This is a genomic window from Alistipes sp. cv1 (assembly GCF_900240235.1).
In the GTDB taxonomy this organism is placed as follows: Bacteria; Bacteroidota; Bacteroidia; order Bacteroidales; family Rikenellaceae; genus Alistipes_A; species Alistipes_A hominis.
Genome location: NZ_OEPW01000001.1, coordinates 385806 through 403875, shown reverse-complemented (window position 1 = coordinate 403875; position 18070 = coordinate 385806). Strand labels below are relative to the sequence as shown.

Annotated in this window: 15 protein-coding genes; 8 read left to right on the top strand and 7 right to left on the bottom strand. The window is 52.7% G+C overall.

Annotated elements, in window-relative coordinates:
• Positions 1 to 14 precede the first annotated feature (14 nt).
• The 3 genes from C1A08_RS01700 (at position 15) to C1A08_RS01690 (ending at position 2890) form a co-directional block, all read left to right on the top strand.
• Positions 15 to 791, top strand: a complete 777-nt coding sequence (locus C1A08_RS01700; protein WP_055205554.1) for a hypothetical protein — start codon at positions 15 to 17, stop codon at positions 789 to 791.
• 158 nt (positions 792 to 949) lie between these two features.
• A complete protein-coding gene (guaB, locus tag C1A08_RS01695) occupies positions 950 to 2422 on the top strand; it encodes an IMP dehydrogenase (RefSeq protein ID WP_055205555.1) in 1473 nt (490 codons plus the stop codon).
• Positions 2423 to 2485: 63 nt separating this feature from the next.
• Positions 2486 to 2890, top strand: coding sequence for an acyl-CoA thioesterase (locus C1A08_RS01690; RefSeq protein ID WP_101570958.1), 405 nt, complete (start codon positions 2486 to 2488; stop codon positions 2888 to 2890).
• 69 nt (positions 2891 to 2959) lie between these two features.
• Here the strand turns inward: C1A08_RS01690 and C1A08_RS01685 are convergent, their stop codons facing one another.
• On the bottom strand, positions 2960 to 3433 hold the full coding sequence (locus C1A08_RS01685; protein ID WP_055205557.1) for a GNAT family N-acetyltransferase: 474 nt from the start codon (positions 3431 to 3433) through the stop codon (positions 2960 to 2962).
• Positions 3434 to 3536: 103 nt separating this feature from the next.
• Between C1A08_RS01685 and C1A08_RS01680 the strand changes: the two genes are divergently transcribed.
• Positions 3537 to 5315, top strand: coding sequence for an SMP-30/gluconolactonase/LRE family protein (locus tag C1A08_RS01680; RefSeq protein ID WP_101570955.1), 1779 nt, complete (start codon positions 3537 to 3539; stop codon positions 5313 to 5315).
• A 23-nt stretch (positions 5316 to 5338) separates the two neighbouring features.
• Here C1A08_RS01680 and C1A08_RS01675 read toward each other — a convergent pair whose 3' ends face one another.
• On the bottom strand, positions 5339 to 5779 hold the full coding sequence (locus C1A08_RS01675) for a hypothetical protein (protein WP_055205559.1): 441 nt from the start codon (positions 5777 to 5779) through the stop codon (positions 5339 to 5341).
• A 421-nt stretch (positions 5780 to 6200) separates the two neighbouring features.
• On the opposite strand from C1A08_RS01675, the gene htpG reads away from it, so the two are divergent.
• The 4 genes from htpG (at position 6201) to C1A08_RS01650 (ending at position 13516) form a co-directional block, all read left to right on the top strand.
• On the top strand, positions 6201 to 8258 hold the full coding sequence (gene htpG, locus C1A08_RS01665) for a molecular chaperone HtpG (protein WP_101570953.1): 2058 nt from the start codon (positions 6201 to 6203) through the stop codon (positions 8256 to 8258).
• 833 nt (positions 8259 to 9091) lie between these two features.
• Positions 9092 to 12112, top strand: coding sequence for a response regulator (locus tag C1A08_RS01660; RefSeq protein ID WP_228385767.1), 3021 nt, complete (start codon positions 9092 to 9094; stop codon positions 12110 to 12112).
• Between the two features lie 277 nt (positions 12113 to 12389).
• A complete protein-coding gene (locus tag C1A08_RS01655) occupies positions 12390 to 12809 on the top strand; it encodes a hypothetical protein (protein WP_228385768.1) in 420 nt (139 codons plus the stop codon).
• A 17-nt stretch (positions 12810 to 12826) separates the two neighbouring features.
• Complete coding sequence (locus C1A08_RS01650) at positions 12827 to 13516, top strand: hypothetical protein (protein WP_101570949.1); 690 nt, start codon at positions 12827 to 12829, stop codon at positions 13514 to 13516.
• A gap of 119 nt (positions 13517 to 13635) precedes the next feature.
• On the opposite strand, the gene C1A08_RS01645 is transcribed toward C1A08_RS01650, so the two are convergent.
• From C1A08_RS01645 to C1A08_RS01625, 5 genes are all read right to left on the bottom strand, one after another.
• Positions 13636 to 13890, bottom strand: a complete 255-nt coding sequence (locus C1A08_RS01645; RefSeq protein WP_101570946.1) for a hypothetical protein — start codon at positions 13888 to 13890, stop codon at positions 13636 to 13638.
• 95 nt (positions 13891 to 13985) lie between these two features.
• Positions 13986 to 14291 carry a hypothetical protein gene (locus C1A08_RS01640; protein ID WP_101570944.1) on the bottom strand — a complete coding sequence of 102 codons (306 nt, stop codon included), beginning with the start codon at positions 14289 to 14291 and terminating at the stop codon, positions 13986 to 13988.
• 117 nt (positions 14292 to 14408) lie between these two features.
• Complete coding sequence (locus tag C1A08_RS01635; RefSeq protein ID WP_101570942.1) at positions 14409 to 14714, bottom strand: hypothetical protein; 306 nt, start codon at positions 14712 to 14714, stop codon at positions 14409 to 14411.
• Between the two features lie 75 nt (positions 14715 to 14789).
• A complete protein-coding gene (locus tag C1A08_RS01630) occupies positions 14790 to 17420 on the bottom strand; it encodes a carboxypeptidase-like regulatory domain-containing protein (RefSeq protein WP_180951504.1) in 2631 nt (876 codons plus the stop codon).
• Positions 17421 to 17553: 133 nt separating this feature from the next.
• The gene (locus C1A08_RS01625; protein ID WP_145996492.1) at positions 17554 to 17982 is read right to left on the bottom strand and encodes a hypothetical protein; all 429 of its coding nucleotides are present in this window, start codon (positions 17980 to 17982) and stop codon (positions 17554 to 17556) included.
• Positions 17983 to 18070: the final 88 nt, after the last annotated feature.

The following is an 18070-nucleotide window of genomic DNA, read 5'->3' as shown; positions in this document are numbered from 1 at the left end:
AAACGATCATCCGGATGCGTGTTTTTTACGGTTTCGAAAGGACGGACGCGATCCGTCGGCCGGTGGTGACGATCGGTTCTTACGACGGCGTGCACCGCGGTCACCGGACGATCCTCGCGCGGATCAATGCGCTGGCGGCCGAACGGGGCGGCGAAAGCGTGGTCGTTACGTTCCATCCGCATCCGCGTACGATCGTGGGCGGCGAACCGGTGATGTTGCTCAGTACGCTACCCGAAAAACTGAGTCTGCTGGAGTCTGTGGGAGTCGGCGCTACGGTCGTCGTGCCTTTCGACAAAGCGTTCAGCCGGCGCAGTCCGCGTGATTTCGTCTGCAACGACCTGGTCGGAAAACTGCATATGGATGCGTTGCTGGTCGGCTATAATCACCATCTGGGGCATAACAAGGAGGGCGACTACGATTCGCTTTCCGCATTGAGCGCCGAATGCGGTTTCGCGCTGGAACGGATGCCGTGTCAGCAGGTCGGCGAGAGCAAAGTCAGTTCGACGGCGATCCGCCGGATGATTCTTTCGGGCGATGTTTACCGTGCGGCGGATTATCTGGACGCTCCTTATTTTATCTGCGCCCGGCTTGAAGGGGACGGGGCGCTGTCCGGCGTGGAACCGGTCAAGCTGCTGCCTCCTGCGGGCGAGTATCCGGTGTTTTGCCGGCCGAAAGAGTTTTCGGAGGCCGGTTTTGCGGCCCGCCTGGCCGTTTCGGCCGACCGTCGGTTGCGTCTCGACCGGACTGACGGGGTGCCGGCTTCGGCTGCCGTAGCCATCGAATTCCGGTAAAAAGTTGGGTCGCGTAGTGTGGATTTTAGCGGATATTTATTAATTTTGCACAAATTTACTTGGATGTATCGAAATTACCGGTCGGCGATAAGTCCGCCGGACGTTGCGTTATATACCGAATAAGCGAGCCGAAATTATTTATTTAAACAGATCATACCATGCCGTTCCTAACAGACAGAGTACAGACAGAAGGATTGACTTTCGACGATGTGTTGCTCATCCCGGGCTATTCGGAAGTTCTTCCCCGTGAAGTCAGCATTGCTTCGCGTTTTTCGCGCAACGTTCAGATCAATACGCCGATCATTTCGGCGGCTATGGACACGGTGACCGAGGCCGATATGGCGATCGCGATCGCCCGGGCAGGCGGTATCGGCGTGATCCACAAGAATATGACTATTGCCGAACAGGCAGCCCAGGTGCGCAAGGTGAAGCGCGCCGAAAACGGCATGATCTACGATCCGATCACCATCGGCAAGGATAATACCGTGGGGGATGCGCTGGTGCTGATGAAGGAGAACCGGATCGGGGGTATCCCGGTCGTGATGCCGGACAACACCCTGATCGGGATCGTTACCAACCGCGACCTGCGCTTCCAGCGCGACATGTCGCGCCGGATCGAGGAGGTGATGACCAAGGACAATCTGATCACCACGCACAATCCCGACCTACAGACCGCTTCGGACATCCTGTTGCAAAACAAAATCGAGAAATTGCCGGTCGTGGACGACAACAACCGCCTGATCGGGTTGCTGACCTACAAGGATATTACGAAGGTGCAGGCCAACCCGAATGCGGCCAAGGACGACAAAGGGCGTTTGCGCGTAGCCGCCGGCGTCGGGGTTACCTACAACACGATGGAGCGTGTGGCCGCGCTGTACGAGGCGCAGGTGGACGCCATCGTAATCGATACGGCGCACGGACATTCGATCCATGTGATCGAAATGTTGAAAAGGGTGAAAAAGGAGTATCCCGACCTGGATGTCGTGGTGGGAAATATCGCTACGGGCGAGGCTGCGAAGATGCTGGTTGCCGCCGGAGCCTCCGGCGTGAAGGTCGGAATCGGCCCGGGGTCGATCTGTACCACGCGCGTGATTGCCGGGGTGGGGGTTCCGCAGCTTTCGGCGATTTACGATGTCGCCAAGGCCGTTGCCGGTACGGGCGTTCCGGTGATCGCCGACGGCGGGTTGCGCTATTCGGGCGATATCGTCAAGGCGTTGGCCGCCGGGGCCGATGCGGTGATGGCCGGATCGTTGCTGGCGGGCGTCGAGGAGTCGCCCGGCGAGACGATCATTTACAACGGACGTAAATTCAAGGCTTATCGCGGCATGGGTTCGCTCGAGGCGATGCAGCAGGGATCGAAAGACCGTTATTTCCAGGACATGGAGGACGATATCAAAAAGTTGGTTCCGGAAGGGATCGCCGCCCGCGTACCGTATAAGGGAACTTTGGCCGAAGTGGTCTACCAGATGATCGGCGGTCTGCGCGCCGGCATGGGGTATTGCGGCGCAAAAGACATCGCGACGCTGAAAACGGCTCGCTTCATCCGGATCACCAACTCGGGAATGCTCGAAAGCCATCCGCACGACGTGAGCATCACCCGCGAGGCTCCGAATTACAGCCGGGGCGAATAACGATTGTGAAACAGGAAGCGCCTCGTTGCAGAGGCGCTTTTTATTTTTATAACCGATGCGATTATGATTACGAGGGACATTCAGATACGGGTACGCTATTACGAGACCGATTGCATGGGAATCGTACACCATTCGAATTATATCCGTTATTACGAAGTGGCGCGGACCGAAATGCTGCGCGAGTTCGGGACGACTTACCGGCAGATGGAACGGGACGGGGTGATGCTGCCGGTGCTCGACGTGCACAGCAGCTACGGGGCTCCCGCCTACGACGATGATCTGCTGACCGTGCGGGTCACGCTGGCCGAACTGCCTAAGGTGCGGATGCGTTTCGATTTCGAGATTTACCGGGAAAACGGCGAGCGGATCAATACCGGTTCGGTGACGCTCGCCTTTATGAACAGCGCCACGCGCCGCGCCTGCCGTGCCCCGCAGCGGTTTTTGAAACTGCTGGAGCCTTATTTTTGATTTCGCAAGCTTGCGCCGGCTTGTACAACGGGGCGGTTCCGGTTTCCGATTAGTCCTGCCTGCCGGCGGTTAAGGGATTCGTTCTTCTCCGAGTTCCATTTTCAGCCGAATCATGTGCCGGCACTCGATGCCGTTTTCGATGATTTTTTCACGGTAGTGTCTGCTGAAAAAATCTTTGTCGATCGAATCGATCGAGAATCCGCAGCGTTGGTAGAGGGCCAGTTGCGCGATTCCGGAGTTGCCCGTTCCCACTTCCAGGACGGTACATCCTGCGTTGCGGGCCGTCTCTACGGCATGCCGGATCAGGCGCTTCCCGACCCCGCGGCCCTGGCAGGACTCCTCGACGGCGAGGTTGACCAGTTCCATCGTAAAAGGGCGCGTGCGTAGCAGTACCGATACGCCTATGATTTTTCCCGATTCCCAGGCGCCGAAGCAGACGCCCCGGGCGGTATAGTCCGCCACCGCTTCCCGCGACGGATCGGCCGTGTACAACAGTTTCCAGGGAAAGGGTTCTCTCGGATTGAGTTGTCGTATTTCGATCATAACCTGTGTTTTTCTTTGCAATAAAGATAAGTATTCGGTTTTGATTTTCGCTTTTATTTCGGTAATATTGTAAGCTCCGTTTACGGATCTAACTTAATCTGATATGATGAAACGATTCATTTTGGCCGCGTTGTCGCTGGTCGTGGCGCATGGTTTTTCTTTGGCGCAGGATCAGTCTAACCTGAGCTATCCGTCCGATCCCGACACGCAGGTACAACCCGGCGTTCCGCAGGGCGAAGTATTGCATTTCACGCTCGACGATTCGAAGATTTATCCCGGCACCCAACGCGAATATTGGGTCTATGTGCCGGCTCAGTACGATCCGGCTCAACCCGCCTGCTTGTTTTTCGATCTGGACGGCGTGCAGTTCAATGCGCCGGTCGTATTCGATAACCTGATTCACAAAAAAGAGATTCCGGTGACGATCGGCGTTTTCGTCGGTTCCGGGACTGTAATCGATAGCGCCGGTTTTCCCGTGCGTTATAACCGCAGCTTCGAGTTCGACGCCGTCAACGACGATTTCGTCCGGTTCATCGAAACCGAACTGCTGCCCGACGTCGAACTTAAAAAGGCTTCGGACGGTCGGCCGATCCGGATCTCCAAAAACGGAAAGGACCGCGCCATCGCCGGATGCAGCAGCGGAGGGATCGGGGCCTTCACGGCGGCGTGGGAACGTCCCGACCTATTCAGCCGCGTATACAGTTGCATCGGTACGTTCGTCGGGATGCGCGGCGGGGATCGCTATCCGGTGCTGATCCGCAAAACGGAGCCCAAGCCGATCCGCGTTTTCCTGCAGGACGGGTCGAAAGATACGTGGAACCCGCTGTTCGGCAGTTGGTTCAAAGGGAACCTCGATATGGAGGCGGCGCTCAGCTTTGCCGGTTACGAAGTGGGACATGCGTGGGGCGAAGGCGGTCACGACGGCGTGCAGGGCACGGCGATTTTCCCGGACGTGATCCGCTGGCTGTGGCGCGGCTGGCCGAATCCGGTCGGCGGGGGGCAGTCCGGCAACGATATGCAGCGCAGCATACTGATCCCTGGGGAAACGTGGGTTTCGATCGATTCGTCGTATCGTTCGGTGAAGGCCGTGGCTGCCGACCGGCAGGGCGATGTTTATTTCAGCGATTCGCTTTCCCGGAGCGTTTGCCGTTTGGATTCGGCGGGGACGGTTGTGCCTTTTGTTGCGGACGCCGCTCCCTGCGACGGTTTGGCGGTAGCGAAGGACGGACGATTATTGGCTTTCGGCAGCGGTAAAACCGGGATTACGGCTTACGGCCCGGAGGGAAAGCCGTCGCAAATGTTGAAGAAAATCCGCCCGTCCGGTCTGTTTGCCGTCGGCGACGGAAATTTGTATGTTGCTGAAGCGGGCGCGGGGAGAGAGCCGGGCGGAACGATCGGTCTGTTGCGCGCCGACGGCGATTGGGGAAAGGTCGCCGACGGTTTGAATGCCCCGTCCGCCCTGGCGATGTCTCCCGACCGGAAGTTGCTTTTTGCCTGCGACCGGCAGTCTCACTGGATATACGGCTATCTGGTCGGCCCGGACGGGTCGTTGCGTTACGGCCAGCGTTTTTACTGGCTGCACGTGTCCGAAAGCAACGACGGGACGCCCGACAGCAGCGGAGCCTCGGCGATGGCGGTCGACCGGGACGGGAACCTCTATGTGGCTACCCGGATGGAGGTACAGGTGGCCGACCGTAACGGGCGGGTGCGTGCGATCCTGACGCTGCCCGAAGGCGGAGTCACGTCCCTTTGTTTCGGCGGAGCCGATTTCGATACCTTATATATCGTTTGCGACGGCCGGCTTTATAAACGGAAGATGAAATTGCCGGGCGTACCGCCGTTGGCGGAACCTTTCGAGCTGTCCCCCGGCGGCGCGGGTTAAGTAGCTGCTGCGATCTCGGGACGTCACACGGTTCCGGGATTGCCGCAACAGGCGTACAGCAATTTTCGGACATCGTTCAACTGCCCGTCGTATTCGCGCTGGAGTTCCAGAGTCCGGTTTCGGAGCGTGGCCAGTTTTACGGAAAGCCCGATCCAGGATGTGATCGTGCGTACCAGTTGGTGACGGTCGGGAGCGGAAAAGCTTTCCTGAATCATGAACTGGATGCAATGACGGTTCCCGATGTTTTTAGGCCCGGACGCAGTATGTTCGTTCAGGTGCGCCATGAGTTTCACCGTGCCGTGAAGCAACGAGTGCAATTCCCACAGCCATTCGGTTTCCGATTGGGGATTGTCGGGAGGCGTGCAGAAGCGGTGCGCGAGATCGAGATAGTGTTTTTTCAGGGTATTTAGGCCGGGTTCCCCGTTTTCCTGTTCAGCCGGATTTTTGCTTTTCGTTGAGTCCATGACGATCAAGCGTTTAGTGACAGGCGGGAATATAAAAAAAGACGGTCCCACCTTTCCCGTTGAACTCCACCTGAAGGCAGTGGGTGCATTAACACTCCACACGGGGGTACGGGACCGCCGTATGAAGCATACGGGCGCAGAAAGCGCCCTGTACGAGAAGCGGCAGGTTCCCCTGCCTTCAGTATGGAGTTCACTACAAATGTATAAAAAATCCGCGTAACAGAAAAGCGCGGGTCCGTTTGCCGTCTTCGTAACTCGCGGGCATCCAGTCGACTCGTTTGTCAGATTCCGTGTCGTTTGCTCCGGTTTGTCAGTCGGAGTGCGGGCATTCTTCTGACAATCTGTCAGGCTTTCGGTGCTGGCACATTAATTGATTCGGTTTTGTTCGTAAAAACGAATACTGTTTAAAACGATAAAAGCTATGCAAAACGGGAAAATTGGAGTTACAACGGAAAATATCTTTCCGATTATTAAAAAATTTCTCTATTCCGATCATGAAATTTTTCTGCGCGAGTTGGTTTCGAACGGCGTAGACGCCACCCAGAAGTTGAAAGCGCTCGCATCGATGGGCGAATTCAAAGGGGAACTGGGCGATTTGACGGTCCGCGTATCGCTCGATACCGACAAACGGATACTGACGATTTCCGATTCGGGGATCGGCATGACGGCCGAAGAGATCGACAAATATATCAACCAGATCGCTTTTTCGGGCGCCGAAGAATTTTTGGAAAAATATAAAAACCAGACGATTATAGGGCATTTCGGATTGGGGTTCTATTCCGCTTTCATGGTTTCCGACAAGGTCGAGATCGTGACTCGTTCTTACAAGGAGGGTTCCAAAACGATGCACTGGACCTGCGACGGATCGCCCGAATACACGATGGAGGAGGCTTCTACGGAACGTAGTCGCGGTACGGACGTAATCCTGCACCTGAGCGAAGACAGCAAGGAATTCGCCGACAAGGCGCGGATCCGGGAGATACTGAAGAAATATTGCAGCTTCCTGCCCGTGCCGATCGCTTTCGGCAAAAAACAGGAGTGGAAAGACGGTAAATACGTGGATACCGACCAGGACGACATTGTCAACGCGACCGATCCGTTGTGGACGAAAAAGCCGACCGACATTACCGAGGAGGATTACATGGAGTTTTACCGGACGCTCTATCCGATGGCCGAGGATCCGTTGTTCTACATTCACCTGAACATCGACTATCCGTTCAACCTGACCGGTATCCTCTATTTCCCGAAGATACGGAACAATTTCGAGATTCAGAAGAACAAAATACAACTCTATTCGAATCAGGTGTTCGTGACCGATTCGGTCGAAGGGATCGTGCCGGAGTTCCTGACCCTGCTGCACGGCGTGATCGACTCGCCGGACATCCCGCTGAACGTATCGCGAAGTTACCTGCAGAGCGACTCGAACGTTAAGAAGATTTCGAGTTACATTACGCGGAAAGTGGCCGACCGCCTGAGCGAACTTTTCGCGCAGCACCGCGAAGAGTTCCAGAAAAAGTGGGACGATCTGAAGATATTCATTCAGTACGGAATCATCACCGACGAAAAGTTCGCCGAAAAAGCGGCCGATTTCGTGCTGCTGAAAAATACGGAGGGCAAATACTTCACGCTGTCCGAGTATGCCGCGCTGGTCAAGGAAAATCAGACCGACAAGAACGGCAACGTGATTTACCTCTATACGAACGATCCGGTATCGCAGAATTCGTTCGTCGGCGCCGCGCGCGACAAAGGGTACGACGTGCTGGTGATGGACGGACAGTTGGATACCCATTTCATCGGTTGGTTCGAGAATAAGAATCAGGGGACGCGTTTTGTGCGGGTCGATGCCGACGTGGTCGACAAGCTGATCGAGAAGGAGAACAACCTGAAGATGGCGCTCAGTTCCGCCCAGCAGGATTTGTTGCGTCCGGTATTCGAAGCGCAATTGCCCGCCGAGGACAAGATCCGTTACACCGTGTCGTTCGAGCCGATGGCCGAAAACCAGATGCCGGTGATGATTACTCAGAACGAGTTCATGCGTCGTATGAAAGATATGGCTGCGATGGGAGGATCCGGGATGCAGTTCTACGGCCAGTTGCCCGATAACTTCAACGTGGTAATCAACGGCAATCATCCGCTGGTGGCGGAGATACTGGGCGAAGTCGAGGCCAGCTACGGCGACAAGCTCAAGACGACCAATAAAAAGTTGGATGCGGCGATCGCCGAGCAGCGCAGTTTCGAAGAGTTGGTCAAAGACAAGAAGACGGAAGATTTTTCGCAGGAAGAAAAAGACAAGCAACAGGAGGTCGATAAGAAGGTGGAAGACCTGCGCCGCCAGCGTACCGAGCGCCTGACCGAGATCGGCCGCGAGAACAAACTGGTCAAGCAGGTAGTCGATCTGGCGTTGTTGTCCAACAGTATGCTGAAAGGGGAGAATCTGACCAACTTTATCCGTCGCAGCGTGGAACTGATCGGGAAATAGGTTTTTCGCATTTTCGTTATGTAAAAGCCCGTATTTTGGTGGTGGACTATGTTTTCTTCATCGAATCCGAGGGAACAAAGAGGAACTCTCGCGGCGGACTGAGGAAGTTGTAAAATTCCATTCGTTCTACCAAGTGGTCAAGAAAGCCTCGAAAAAGAACGTTCCGGGGACGGATGTGGACGTATTCATCTGCACCAACGACAAGTTCCGGGAAGCGGAAACCACGCCGAGTACGGTCTCTATGGATTGCTGCGGGCTATGGACTCCATGGCCCGCAGCCTGATTTCGAAATCGGAGAGCTACTACCTCGACCTGTTCCTGTTCTGCTTCTATTACGGGGGTATGGCGCCTATCGACACGGCCTAATCCCGTCATGCGCCTGACACCCGAACAGCAATTCGTGTGTCTTTGTGATTTCGATTTGCTGGAACTGCACAGCAAAGATAAGTAGCATCGGTTCTACCGCGAAGTGTTGAGCCATGCTGACGGCTGGCGGACGGACACTATCACAATACATACAGCGATCTAATCGGCGGGATCACGTTCCCGTATGCTCGATATTTGGCAAATCCTTGTAAGCAAACTTGCCCGTGATAAATTTATAGCTGATATGTTCGTCTTGCTAAAAATGAGCAGCGTTTTTTGATTTTTAGAGCGATATAATTTATTTTTGTCTTACCCAAAATAGCGCGTACAGTCATGGTGCCGTGCAAAATGGACTGCATGTATCGTATAATAAAAAAGCAATCGGAGTAATGCAAAAGAAGCTGCTTTTATCTGTCAGACATATTGTTTTCATATTTGCCGGACTAAGTTTTTCTTTCACTTCGCAGGTGGCTGAAGCCAGGGAGCACCGCTTGCTCATCATCAACTCCTATAATGAGGCGGCTCCGTGGAGCCAAGAACTGATCACCCCGATCGCATTGCTGACCGCCCGGACGGATGGCGTGCGTGCCGATATCATCCATATGAACGGTACGTTCATCCGTAACGAGTCGATGTACCGTCAGGTTGAGAATGGTATATTTCAGCGTTTCGAGGATCGAAAACCCGACTATCTGGTACTGATCGGCAACATGTCCTTTACTCTAAGGGAGCGCATCGTGAAGGAATGGGGCGATATTCCGATGGTGTTGATTTCCAAAACTAAAGTATGCGGTCCGCAGGAATTTTATATAACGGGCGAAACATCCGATGTATCGGACGATATGCTTAAACCGTTGATCGACCTGCAAGGCAAATACAATTTCACAATGATCGAAGTGCCTGATTTGTACAGGGAGACGATCGATATGATGGTGAGGATGTTGCCCGGAATGCGCAAGGTGGTGTTCATGGCCGATGAATTTTACTTGAACCGCTACCTAAACGGGCTTATCCGCCAGTATATAAAGGAGACCTACCCTGACCTGGGGTACGAATGGCTCGTAGGCAATGAGCACAATAGTGATCTTATGCGGCAGTATCTGAACGACCGTGATCCTTCGGTTGGGCTATTGCTTTCTACCTGGTTCTACGAACGCATCAATGTGCATGGGTTTCCAATGCTGATCTCGGGTGATGCCCGGATGATCTCGGCAGCTAAACGTCCGGTTTTCGCTCTCCGGAGCGCTTATTTGAGTAACGGCATTGACGGCGGGTATTTCCCCGATCCGCAGCAGACTCAGGCAGCCGTCATGAATGCCGTCAACCAAATGTTGGACGGCGTACCTATGCGCACGGTTCCTTTCGCCTATGCAACAGAGGCGTTCCCCATCGTCAATTACCCCAAGCTCGTTCGGGATGAGATCCCTGTGGACAGATGCCCCGAGAGTACGGTGTTTCTTGATAAACCCAAAACATTCTGGCAATTATACAGTTGGTACATCATCGTAGCACTTGTCATTTTTGTAGCGACGATCATTATCGCTATCCTCAATACGGTATTCCAACGCAAAAAGATGGCTCTTTTCAGAACGCATGCCAACCTGGTCGAGCATATGCCGATCGCCTATACGCAGGCCACCGTGTGTTACGGGGCCGACGGACGTGTTGCTGACATCGAGTATCATTCGGGAAACGAGGCCTTTGCCAGTCTGGTCCGGCAAAATGTCCTGCCGGGCGCTTCCTATAAACTGTTCGCTCCTGAATATATTTCGAACATGGCCGAGACCGCTCTGAGGAACCGTTTCCCCGTTACTTTTTCACACTACTTCAAACAGACCGACACTTATTACGAGTTTTTGATGTATCTCTCGGAGAGAGATCGGGAGATGGATATTTTCGCTATCGATATCACGGCCAAAAGTAAGGCGGCCAATGAGTTGAGGGAGTTTGCGGAGAAACTGGACATTACCCTGAGCGTGGCCCATATTATTCCGTGGCGTTGGGATCTGGAGAGCCATAAAATCGCTTGCGAGGCTCAGCGCATATTGAGGCACATGAACTTTACCGCACAACGCGGATCGACCCACCTGGTCCACATTATCGAGGATGCCGAGTATTTCGAGCGCATCCATCCCGACGACGCGGCGCACATAAAACAGACCTACCGCGATTTTTTGGACGGGAAGCTCAAGTACATCAAGACCGAGTTCCGGGTGGTTACCGACAAGAACGGACAATCGCGCACCGACTGGCTGGAGGTACATGCTGCCGTAGTTGAAAGTGACGACCGGGGACGGGCGAAAGCGCTTATCGGCTCACTATTGCTGATCACCGAGCGCAAAAAACAGGAGCAGACACTTGTTGCGGCCAAAGAGAAGGCCCGAGAGTCAGACCGCTTGAAGTCGGCGTTTCTGGCCAATATGAGTCACGAGATCCGCACACCGCTTAACGCCATCGTCGGATTCTCAAGCCTGCTGCTCACCACCGAGGACGAACAGGAGAAACAACAGTTTGTGAACATTATCGAGAACAATAACCAGTTGCTGTTGCAGTTGATCGGCGACGTACTCGATCTGGCTAAGGTCGAATCCAATACGCTCGACTTCATATACAGGGCTACGGACCTCAACGATCTGATCCGTACGATAGACAGTACGGAGCGTCTGCGCTTGCAGCCCGAAGTCGTACTCAACTTTATGCTTGGTGCGACCGATTGTGTCGTCCGTACCGAACCCAACCGTTTGTCGCAGGTGTTGATCAACCTGATCTCCAATGCCCGAAAGTTCACAAAGAGCGGAAGCATTGTTTTCGGATACGAATTGCGCGGAGACGAGATTTACTTTTTCGTGAAAGACACCGGCATGGGGATCTCTCCTGAGGGCCAGACCCGACTTTTCCAGCGTTTCGTCAAACTGAACGATTTCATGCCGGGCAATGGACTTGGACTCTCTATCTGCAAAGGAATCGTCGAGAAGATGAACGGGTCGATAGGCGTCGAATCTGCGGGTGAGGGCAAAGGCTCTACATTTTGGTTTAAAATTCCGTATCTGCCCGCCAAGATCGTAAAGGCGGAACAAGTCGTTGTGGAGACTCCGAAAGTTCCACTGGGGAGGAAGAACATCACGATCCTCGTTGCCGAGGACTGTGAAAGCAACTTCCTGCTGTTCCAATCCATCCTGAAAACGGAATACAAACTCATCCACGCTTGGAACGGACGCGAAGCGGTGGCACTCTGCCGGGAGCACAGTCCCCAGTTGATCATCATGGATATCAATATGCCGAACATGGACGGTTACGAAGCTACCCGGGAGATCCGTAAATTTTCCAAGACGGTTCCCATCATCGCCGTGACGGCTTATGCGTTCGCATCGGATAAGGAAAAAATCCTCAAAAACGGTTTCAACGGTTATGTCGCTAAGCCGATCAATCCGACAAAATTGGGGATTGAGATACGAACTATGCTCAACAAGAACTTTACGCTAATTTGACCACGGGAACATATCGACCGAACATTCGGGGTGCTTTAATAGCTACAACTGTAACATCCTATAAAAGAGAGAAAACATGAAGTATTGTTTACTATTACTGTTTCTATTCGCAACAACAGCACCGTTACGTGCAGCGGCCCTTGTTGAAGGACGCATCTATTTGAAAAACGGATCGGTCGTCGAATGTACGGGCGACGACCGATTGCAACTCCCCAAAAAATCCGGCAAACTGAAAATATTTCGAGACGCTTTCCGGAAAACTAAAACCAAAGATGTATTGCCGGCCGGAGATATAGACTCGGTGATTTGCTGGCATGCCAAGACCCCGGAACACGTCCGCAAGTTGGTTTGGGCGTCCGATCCGGGCTGGATGTGGGTTTACGTCGAGACGCCGCATATTAGGGCCTGCATTTATTCGAAAAAAGGTTACTGTGTCGACACGAACGGCGGTATGCTGGTTCGGCAGAGAAGCGGATGGTTCAGTAGCTCGCGTGTGGCCTATTTCCTTCAGAAACATGACGAAAGTGAATTTCAAAACATTGGCAGTACATACCGTCGTTCGAAAGACGTTTTCCGCGAACGCATCGCCCGTTATATAGACGACGATCCCGAACTTGCCGAGCGCATACGCCGATCGAATGCCTACCGGGACAAAACGATTCTTATGCTGCGAGACTACGATCCGACTAAATATTAACCCCTAAAATAAAGCATATGAAACAGTTTTTACTTTTCGCTGCCACCGTGCTGGTCACGTTGGGCACAATCAGTCAGGCACAGGCCAAGAAGCCGGAAGATCAGGAATTCCGCCGGGTAATAGTAACCCTTACATCCGGCGAGAAAGTCGACGGTTACCTGCAGCGCAGTTGGCACGCCGAATCCTCCGTACTGAAAAAGGAAAATTACTCGTTCAAGCTCGCCAAGACACCCGACGACAAGGAGCCGGTCAAGTACACGGCCGACGAGGTCGAAAGCATCGAATACGTCGAGAAGACCGAAGCCCATCCGGACGGCATCCGCTGGGAAGCCCTCGATATCGCTTCTCCCGGACTCAAGGACCGTTATCGCACATTCCGCAGGTTGGTCTGCCTGAACAAAGCCAGCCAGAACGCCACTACCTATTGGTGGAAGATATGGACAACAGAGCGGGTCGGCAATATCGACCGCCGGGTGTTGAAGACCGTATACGGCATCCGTTTCCACGACGATCCCGACCGGACCGTTTATCCGTATATGTTGGTCAACACCATGCTGGTGGAAAAACAGCATCCCGGATTGCAGAAGTTCTGCAAAACATGGTTCAAAGGCTCCGAAGGCAAGGTGCGCAAAAAAGAGGCTAAAGAGAACGACGCGTGGATGTTGGATATGTACGACGCTTACCTCGCCGCCCAGGCGGACAAATAAGTCGGCATTCAGAGACAGAGTGAATATACGAAGATTATTTCATTGCGAAAGCCTCTTTCTTACCAGGGAAAGAGGCTTTCGTTAGGTAACAGGATTTATATCTTCAATAGTTTTTAATCTTAATTATCCAGTACCGCATCCGCAGGCTTCCGTTTACAAAGCTCGTCGTAGCGGGATACCGTCAGCTCGAAATCGGTAATGTCGAAGTCGAGCACTTTCCACCAGTAGTGGAACGAGAGCCCGGTCTCCTGCGAGGGCCGTTTGATCTTGCATAGCTTATTTATCGCCTCGGCCCGCAGGTTATACAGCCGTGCCGTATCCTTCAGTGGGGGATGGATTCCTTTGAGCCGCATCGACGCATCGAATACCAGCACTTTGTAGTTCTTCGGCTCGCGTTTGCGACGCTTCCCATCCGGCTCGATCGTCGTCGCCGGACTGGCTTTGGATTTACGCCCCTGCCGCCGTGGCTCTAATTTCCCAGGGAATCATACCTTACGGCCCTGCGGTCCGTTACGCTTACCGACAGATCGGCCTCTATCGGTTTTCCACCGTCGTCTTTCAGTCCGATCTCGACGCGCACCTTTTCCCGTTTGCCGTTCCGGTCGAACAGTTCGTAGTCGGCTTCCGCGTCGCGTATGGGTCGTCCGTCCGCATCGGCGAACCGCACGATTGCCTGAGCGGAAGTATAGGTTATGTCGGTTCGTATGCGGTCTGAACGGGTATTTCCCACGTTGATGTTGCGCCGGAAGAAGAATGCGGGCTCGAAGTTCAGCATCCATCCGGTATACGCCCTGAGGGTGTACTCTCCCGCGGGCAGCGTATCGGGCAGGGGGAGCCCGTTCGCAAACCCCAGCGAATCGCGCTTGATCTTCCGTGCCGCGACGACCTTCCCTCACCTGTCGGCCAGGTCGACATATATGAAGTTCGAGAGCGTATCGGGCCTGTGGGATACGGCGTCCGTCAGATAGGCCTTGAACCACATGGTGTCTCCGGCTCCGTAGTAGGGCTGGTTCAGATGAAGGTAGAGCTTCTCGGGATGACGGGACTGGACCCCGGCGAAGAAAGAAGCGAGGCTGTCGAGTTCCGGAGAGGATACCGTGTCCGGCTCAGAGCCATCGGATACGGAAGGGCGTACCCCACCGAATCCTGCCGTAATACCCAGCAGCAGCAACATTACACGAAAAACGCCCTGTTTCATATCCTTGTTTTTTTTACAATCCGTTTATAACAAATGAAATAGACATCCTATCCGATCAAATTTCCTATTTCTGAATCACTCCAATCTTTGTAGCGTTCTGCATACCGATCCGTCCGTCGCAATACCCTCGATTACGACCTCCAAACGAGACTTATCTTTATCGTTGGTGTAAAACTCGATCGTACCCTTGCCGTCGTCCCCGATCCGTAGGTAGGGCTCCCAATAGAGCGTCGTCCTACGATCCGGGGTTTTATTCGCCAGTCGCTCCGGAGTGTCGTAAACCGGATGGTAAAACTCGGTATGCTTGGCATATCCATTTGTCCTATAAACGACAAAATTTCGGATGCCGTTAACATCTTCTCTCAAGAAAATATGAAGCCGACAGGGATAGTTATCCCAAAAAATAGCTCTCGGCGTTAGCGGCGGGTTCATAATAGAGGGAACCTCCAATTTGAAATAATCAACCTCTTTTGCAAAAAAACGGTACAACTGGGCCATGCCATAAATAATCTCGTTGTCGATTCTTATTTGGGCCGGATAAGAAAAACCGGATGGCGATCTCAAGCTAATCCAATCGCCATTGTTCACAACTCCGGGTAAAAATTTTATATAATGCTCCAAAGACATAGACCCGAATTTTGCGATGCGAGCAGTATCGTCAATTATTTTTTTGTAAATGGCGACTGCGGGACGGTTCGGATCTTTTGCTGTCACGGTTACTTCTTCAAGTTCGTATTCCCCAAGACCGTCGTTATTGGGTTTCGGGAACGAAGCCAGGTAACGCTGTAAATCGTCGCTGCGACTCCGTAGCGAGTCTTCTGTAAAAAATGGATGCAAGGGTTTGAATTTCAATCCCGAGTAAAGCTTGTCGGCTTTAACCTCACATGGAATCCTTCCGCCTCGTTTGTTTTTCGAAGAGATAAAAAACACGGTGCTATCCTGAAAATCCAATCCTTCGATAAGAAACCGTCCCATGCTGTCAGTTACCGTACTGCCGACCACGTTGTCTTTATTGAATGCAAAAGCGGTAACCGACGCTTGCTTTGCAACTTTTCCTCCGGCAGTAGAGACATATCCGGAAATATACTGTCCACGTTCGATATAATGTTTCGGCGTGAACGGTTCCGGATGGAACAGGTCATCCGTTTTGAACCTCCGCCAACCGTGAGTCATCATAACCAGATCGAGATAATGCCGCCGTGCAGGGGAGTCGTCCAGAAAATAATAGCCCGGATTATGGATATAGCCTTTCAGATCGGAAGTCAGCAGCAAATTAGTACGGATGTTTTCCGAGAGGGAATCCGTTTTGACGGTATTGGCATCGGTTACGCTGACCGAGAAAGTTCCTTCGAGAGGCTGTCCGCCTTTTCCCACGGTAATGTCGATCCGGACTTTCTCCCGTTTCCCGTAGGACGGTTTATCTTGTGTTACCTGCCACTGTTCTTGAGGACGGGACAGGTAAACCAATCGTTCTGTTTTAGGAATACCGAACGAATCGGCCAGCAGTAAATGTAAGATTCCTTCGGGCAGCGAATCTGTTTTAATCAGCCCTTCGGGATTGTTCGGGGGTACCGAATGGACAAAATGACAAAGCCCGCGTGTATGGGCTACGAGCACGCTCCCTTCGGGAATTGTTCCCAGAACCCGGTAACGCAGATTGTTTTCGCTTTGGGTAACGGTCAATGCACAGGCGTTTTCATGTATCGAGGGGAGCGGGGTGGATACGCTGAGCGTATCGCAAAAAGTAACGGCCCGGTACGTTTCTGCGGACTGCGGGGTCAGCAGAAATATTCCCATACCGTCGTGTTCGCTGCTAAAACGGGCTACGGTATCCCCGGCAGAGTTCAATATAGCTCCGCGGACTTCGGCTGGATATCCGTTCGACTGCACAGCTTTAAAGGCGACGATCTGCGGTGTTCCCGGAACTAAATTTCCGCCTTCGGGCAGGAACTGGATATCGAACGAGGCCGTCCGAGGTTCGGGAAAGAACGTGCGTTTGTATAGGGTGCCGTTTCCCAGTTTCAGCCGGGTTTCGGCATAAGCGCCGTTTAGGGTGGAATCGGTCGGAAGGGTAACGAACAATGCTCCGGAAGGGGAGGTGGGTTGCTGGCCCGAAGAAAGTTGTTTGCCATTGCGGTCGAAAAGTTCATAGGAAGCTTCGTTGCCGAAAAGCGGAGAACCTGATTTGTCGGAGAAACGGATAACCATCATATCCTTATCGGTGTATGTGATATCGGTGCGGATGTCGGATGCCGTCCTGCCGATCAGGATGTTTTTCTGAAAGAAACAGGACGGATCGAAATTAAGCATCCAACCGGTGTAGGCTTGCAGGGTATATTCCCCGGCGGACAGCGTGTCGGATATATACAGATTGTTGGCGAATCCGACGGAATCGCGTTTGATCTTTTTGGATGAGATCAGTTTGTTTCTTCGATCGAACAGATCGACATAGATAAAATTGGATAACGTATCGGGACAAAGTGTCATGGCATCGCTCAGGTAGGCCCGGAACCGGATCGTATCCCCGGCTGCGTAATACGGTTTGTCGAGATGAAGCCATAGTTTCTCCTCATGACGGGACTCGATATCCGAGAAAAAAGAAAAAATACGGTCTTGCTGTTCATTTTGAGACATAGGGCCGTTTTCGCCTTTCAGAAAAGGCGAACTTCCCAACATCAACAAAATGTATAAAACTATCTTTTTCATAATAAAATACCGATTAAAATCTAAATTGTTTTCCTTGTCCTTTTTACGGATTTTCGGGTTTCTCCGGTTGTTTATAATAAAAATAAGTCCGCCCATTCGCTTTTCCGCTCCATATCGAGCGTCGATAGCAGGATTAGGCCGATGCCCGCGATTCCTTCGAGCATCGTATAGGAATCTTTCCAGAGCGGCGTCGTTTCCAACATATACCGTTATGCAGCGACAGCTCTTCGATATACAGGGGATCGCGTTCGATGATTTTTTTATCGATGTCCTCCAGCACATCGTCCGAATCGCCTTCCAACAAAGCGTTTTGGATCAGGTGTTCGACGCCCCAGCCGATACCGCACAGTCCGTCGACGAAGTTGATAGGGATGTTTTCGTGAACCATGTCGAACACTTCGTCCAGCAGTTCTTCCGCGTATTCGCGGAAGTAGGCTTTGCCGGTATGTTTGGCATATTGTCCGAAAAACGCCACGCCTCCCATTTTCCCATTGAGCAATCCCGCATTGGGGGCGAAATGGTAGCTGAGAATCAAATGACGGGTCTGTCTGTCGAGTAACATAGACATCAGTTTTATAAGTTTTTTATAAAACTACAATGTGATTAGAACTCCTTCTCTCTCAGATCTTATGATCCAAGCTATCACAATG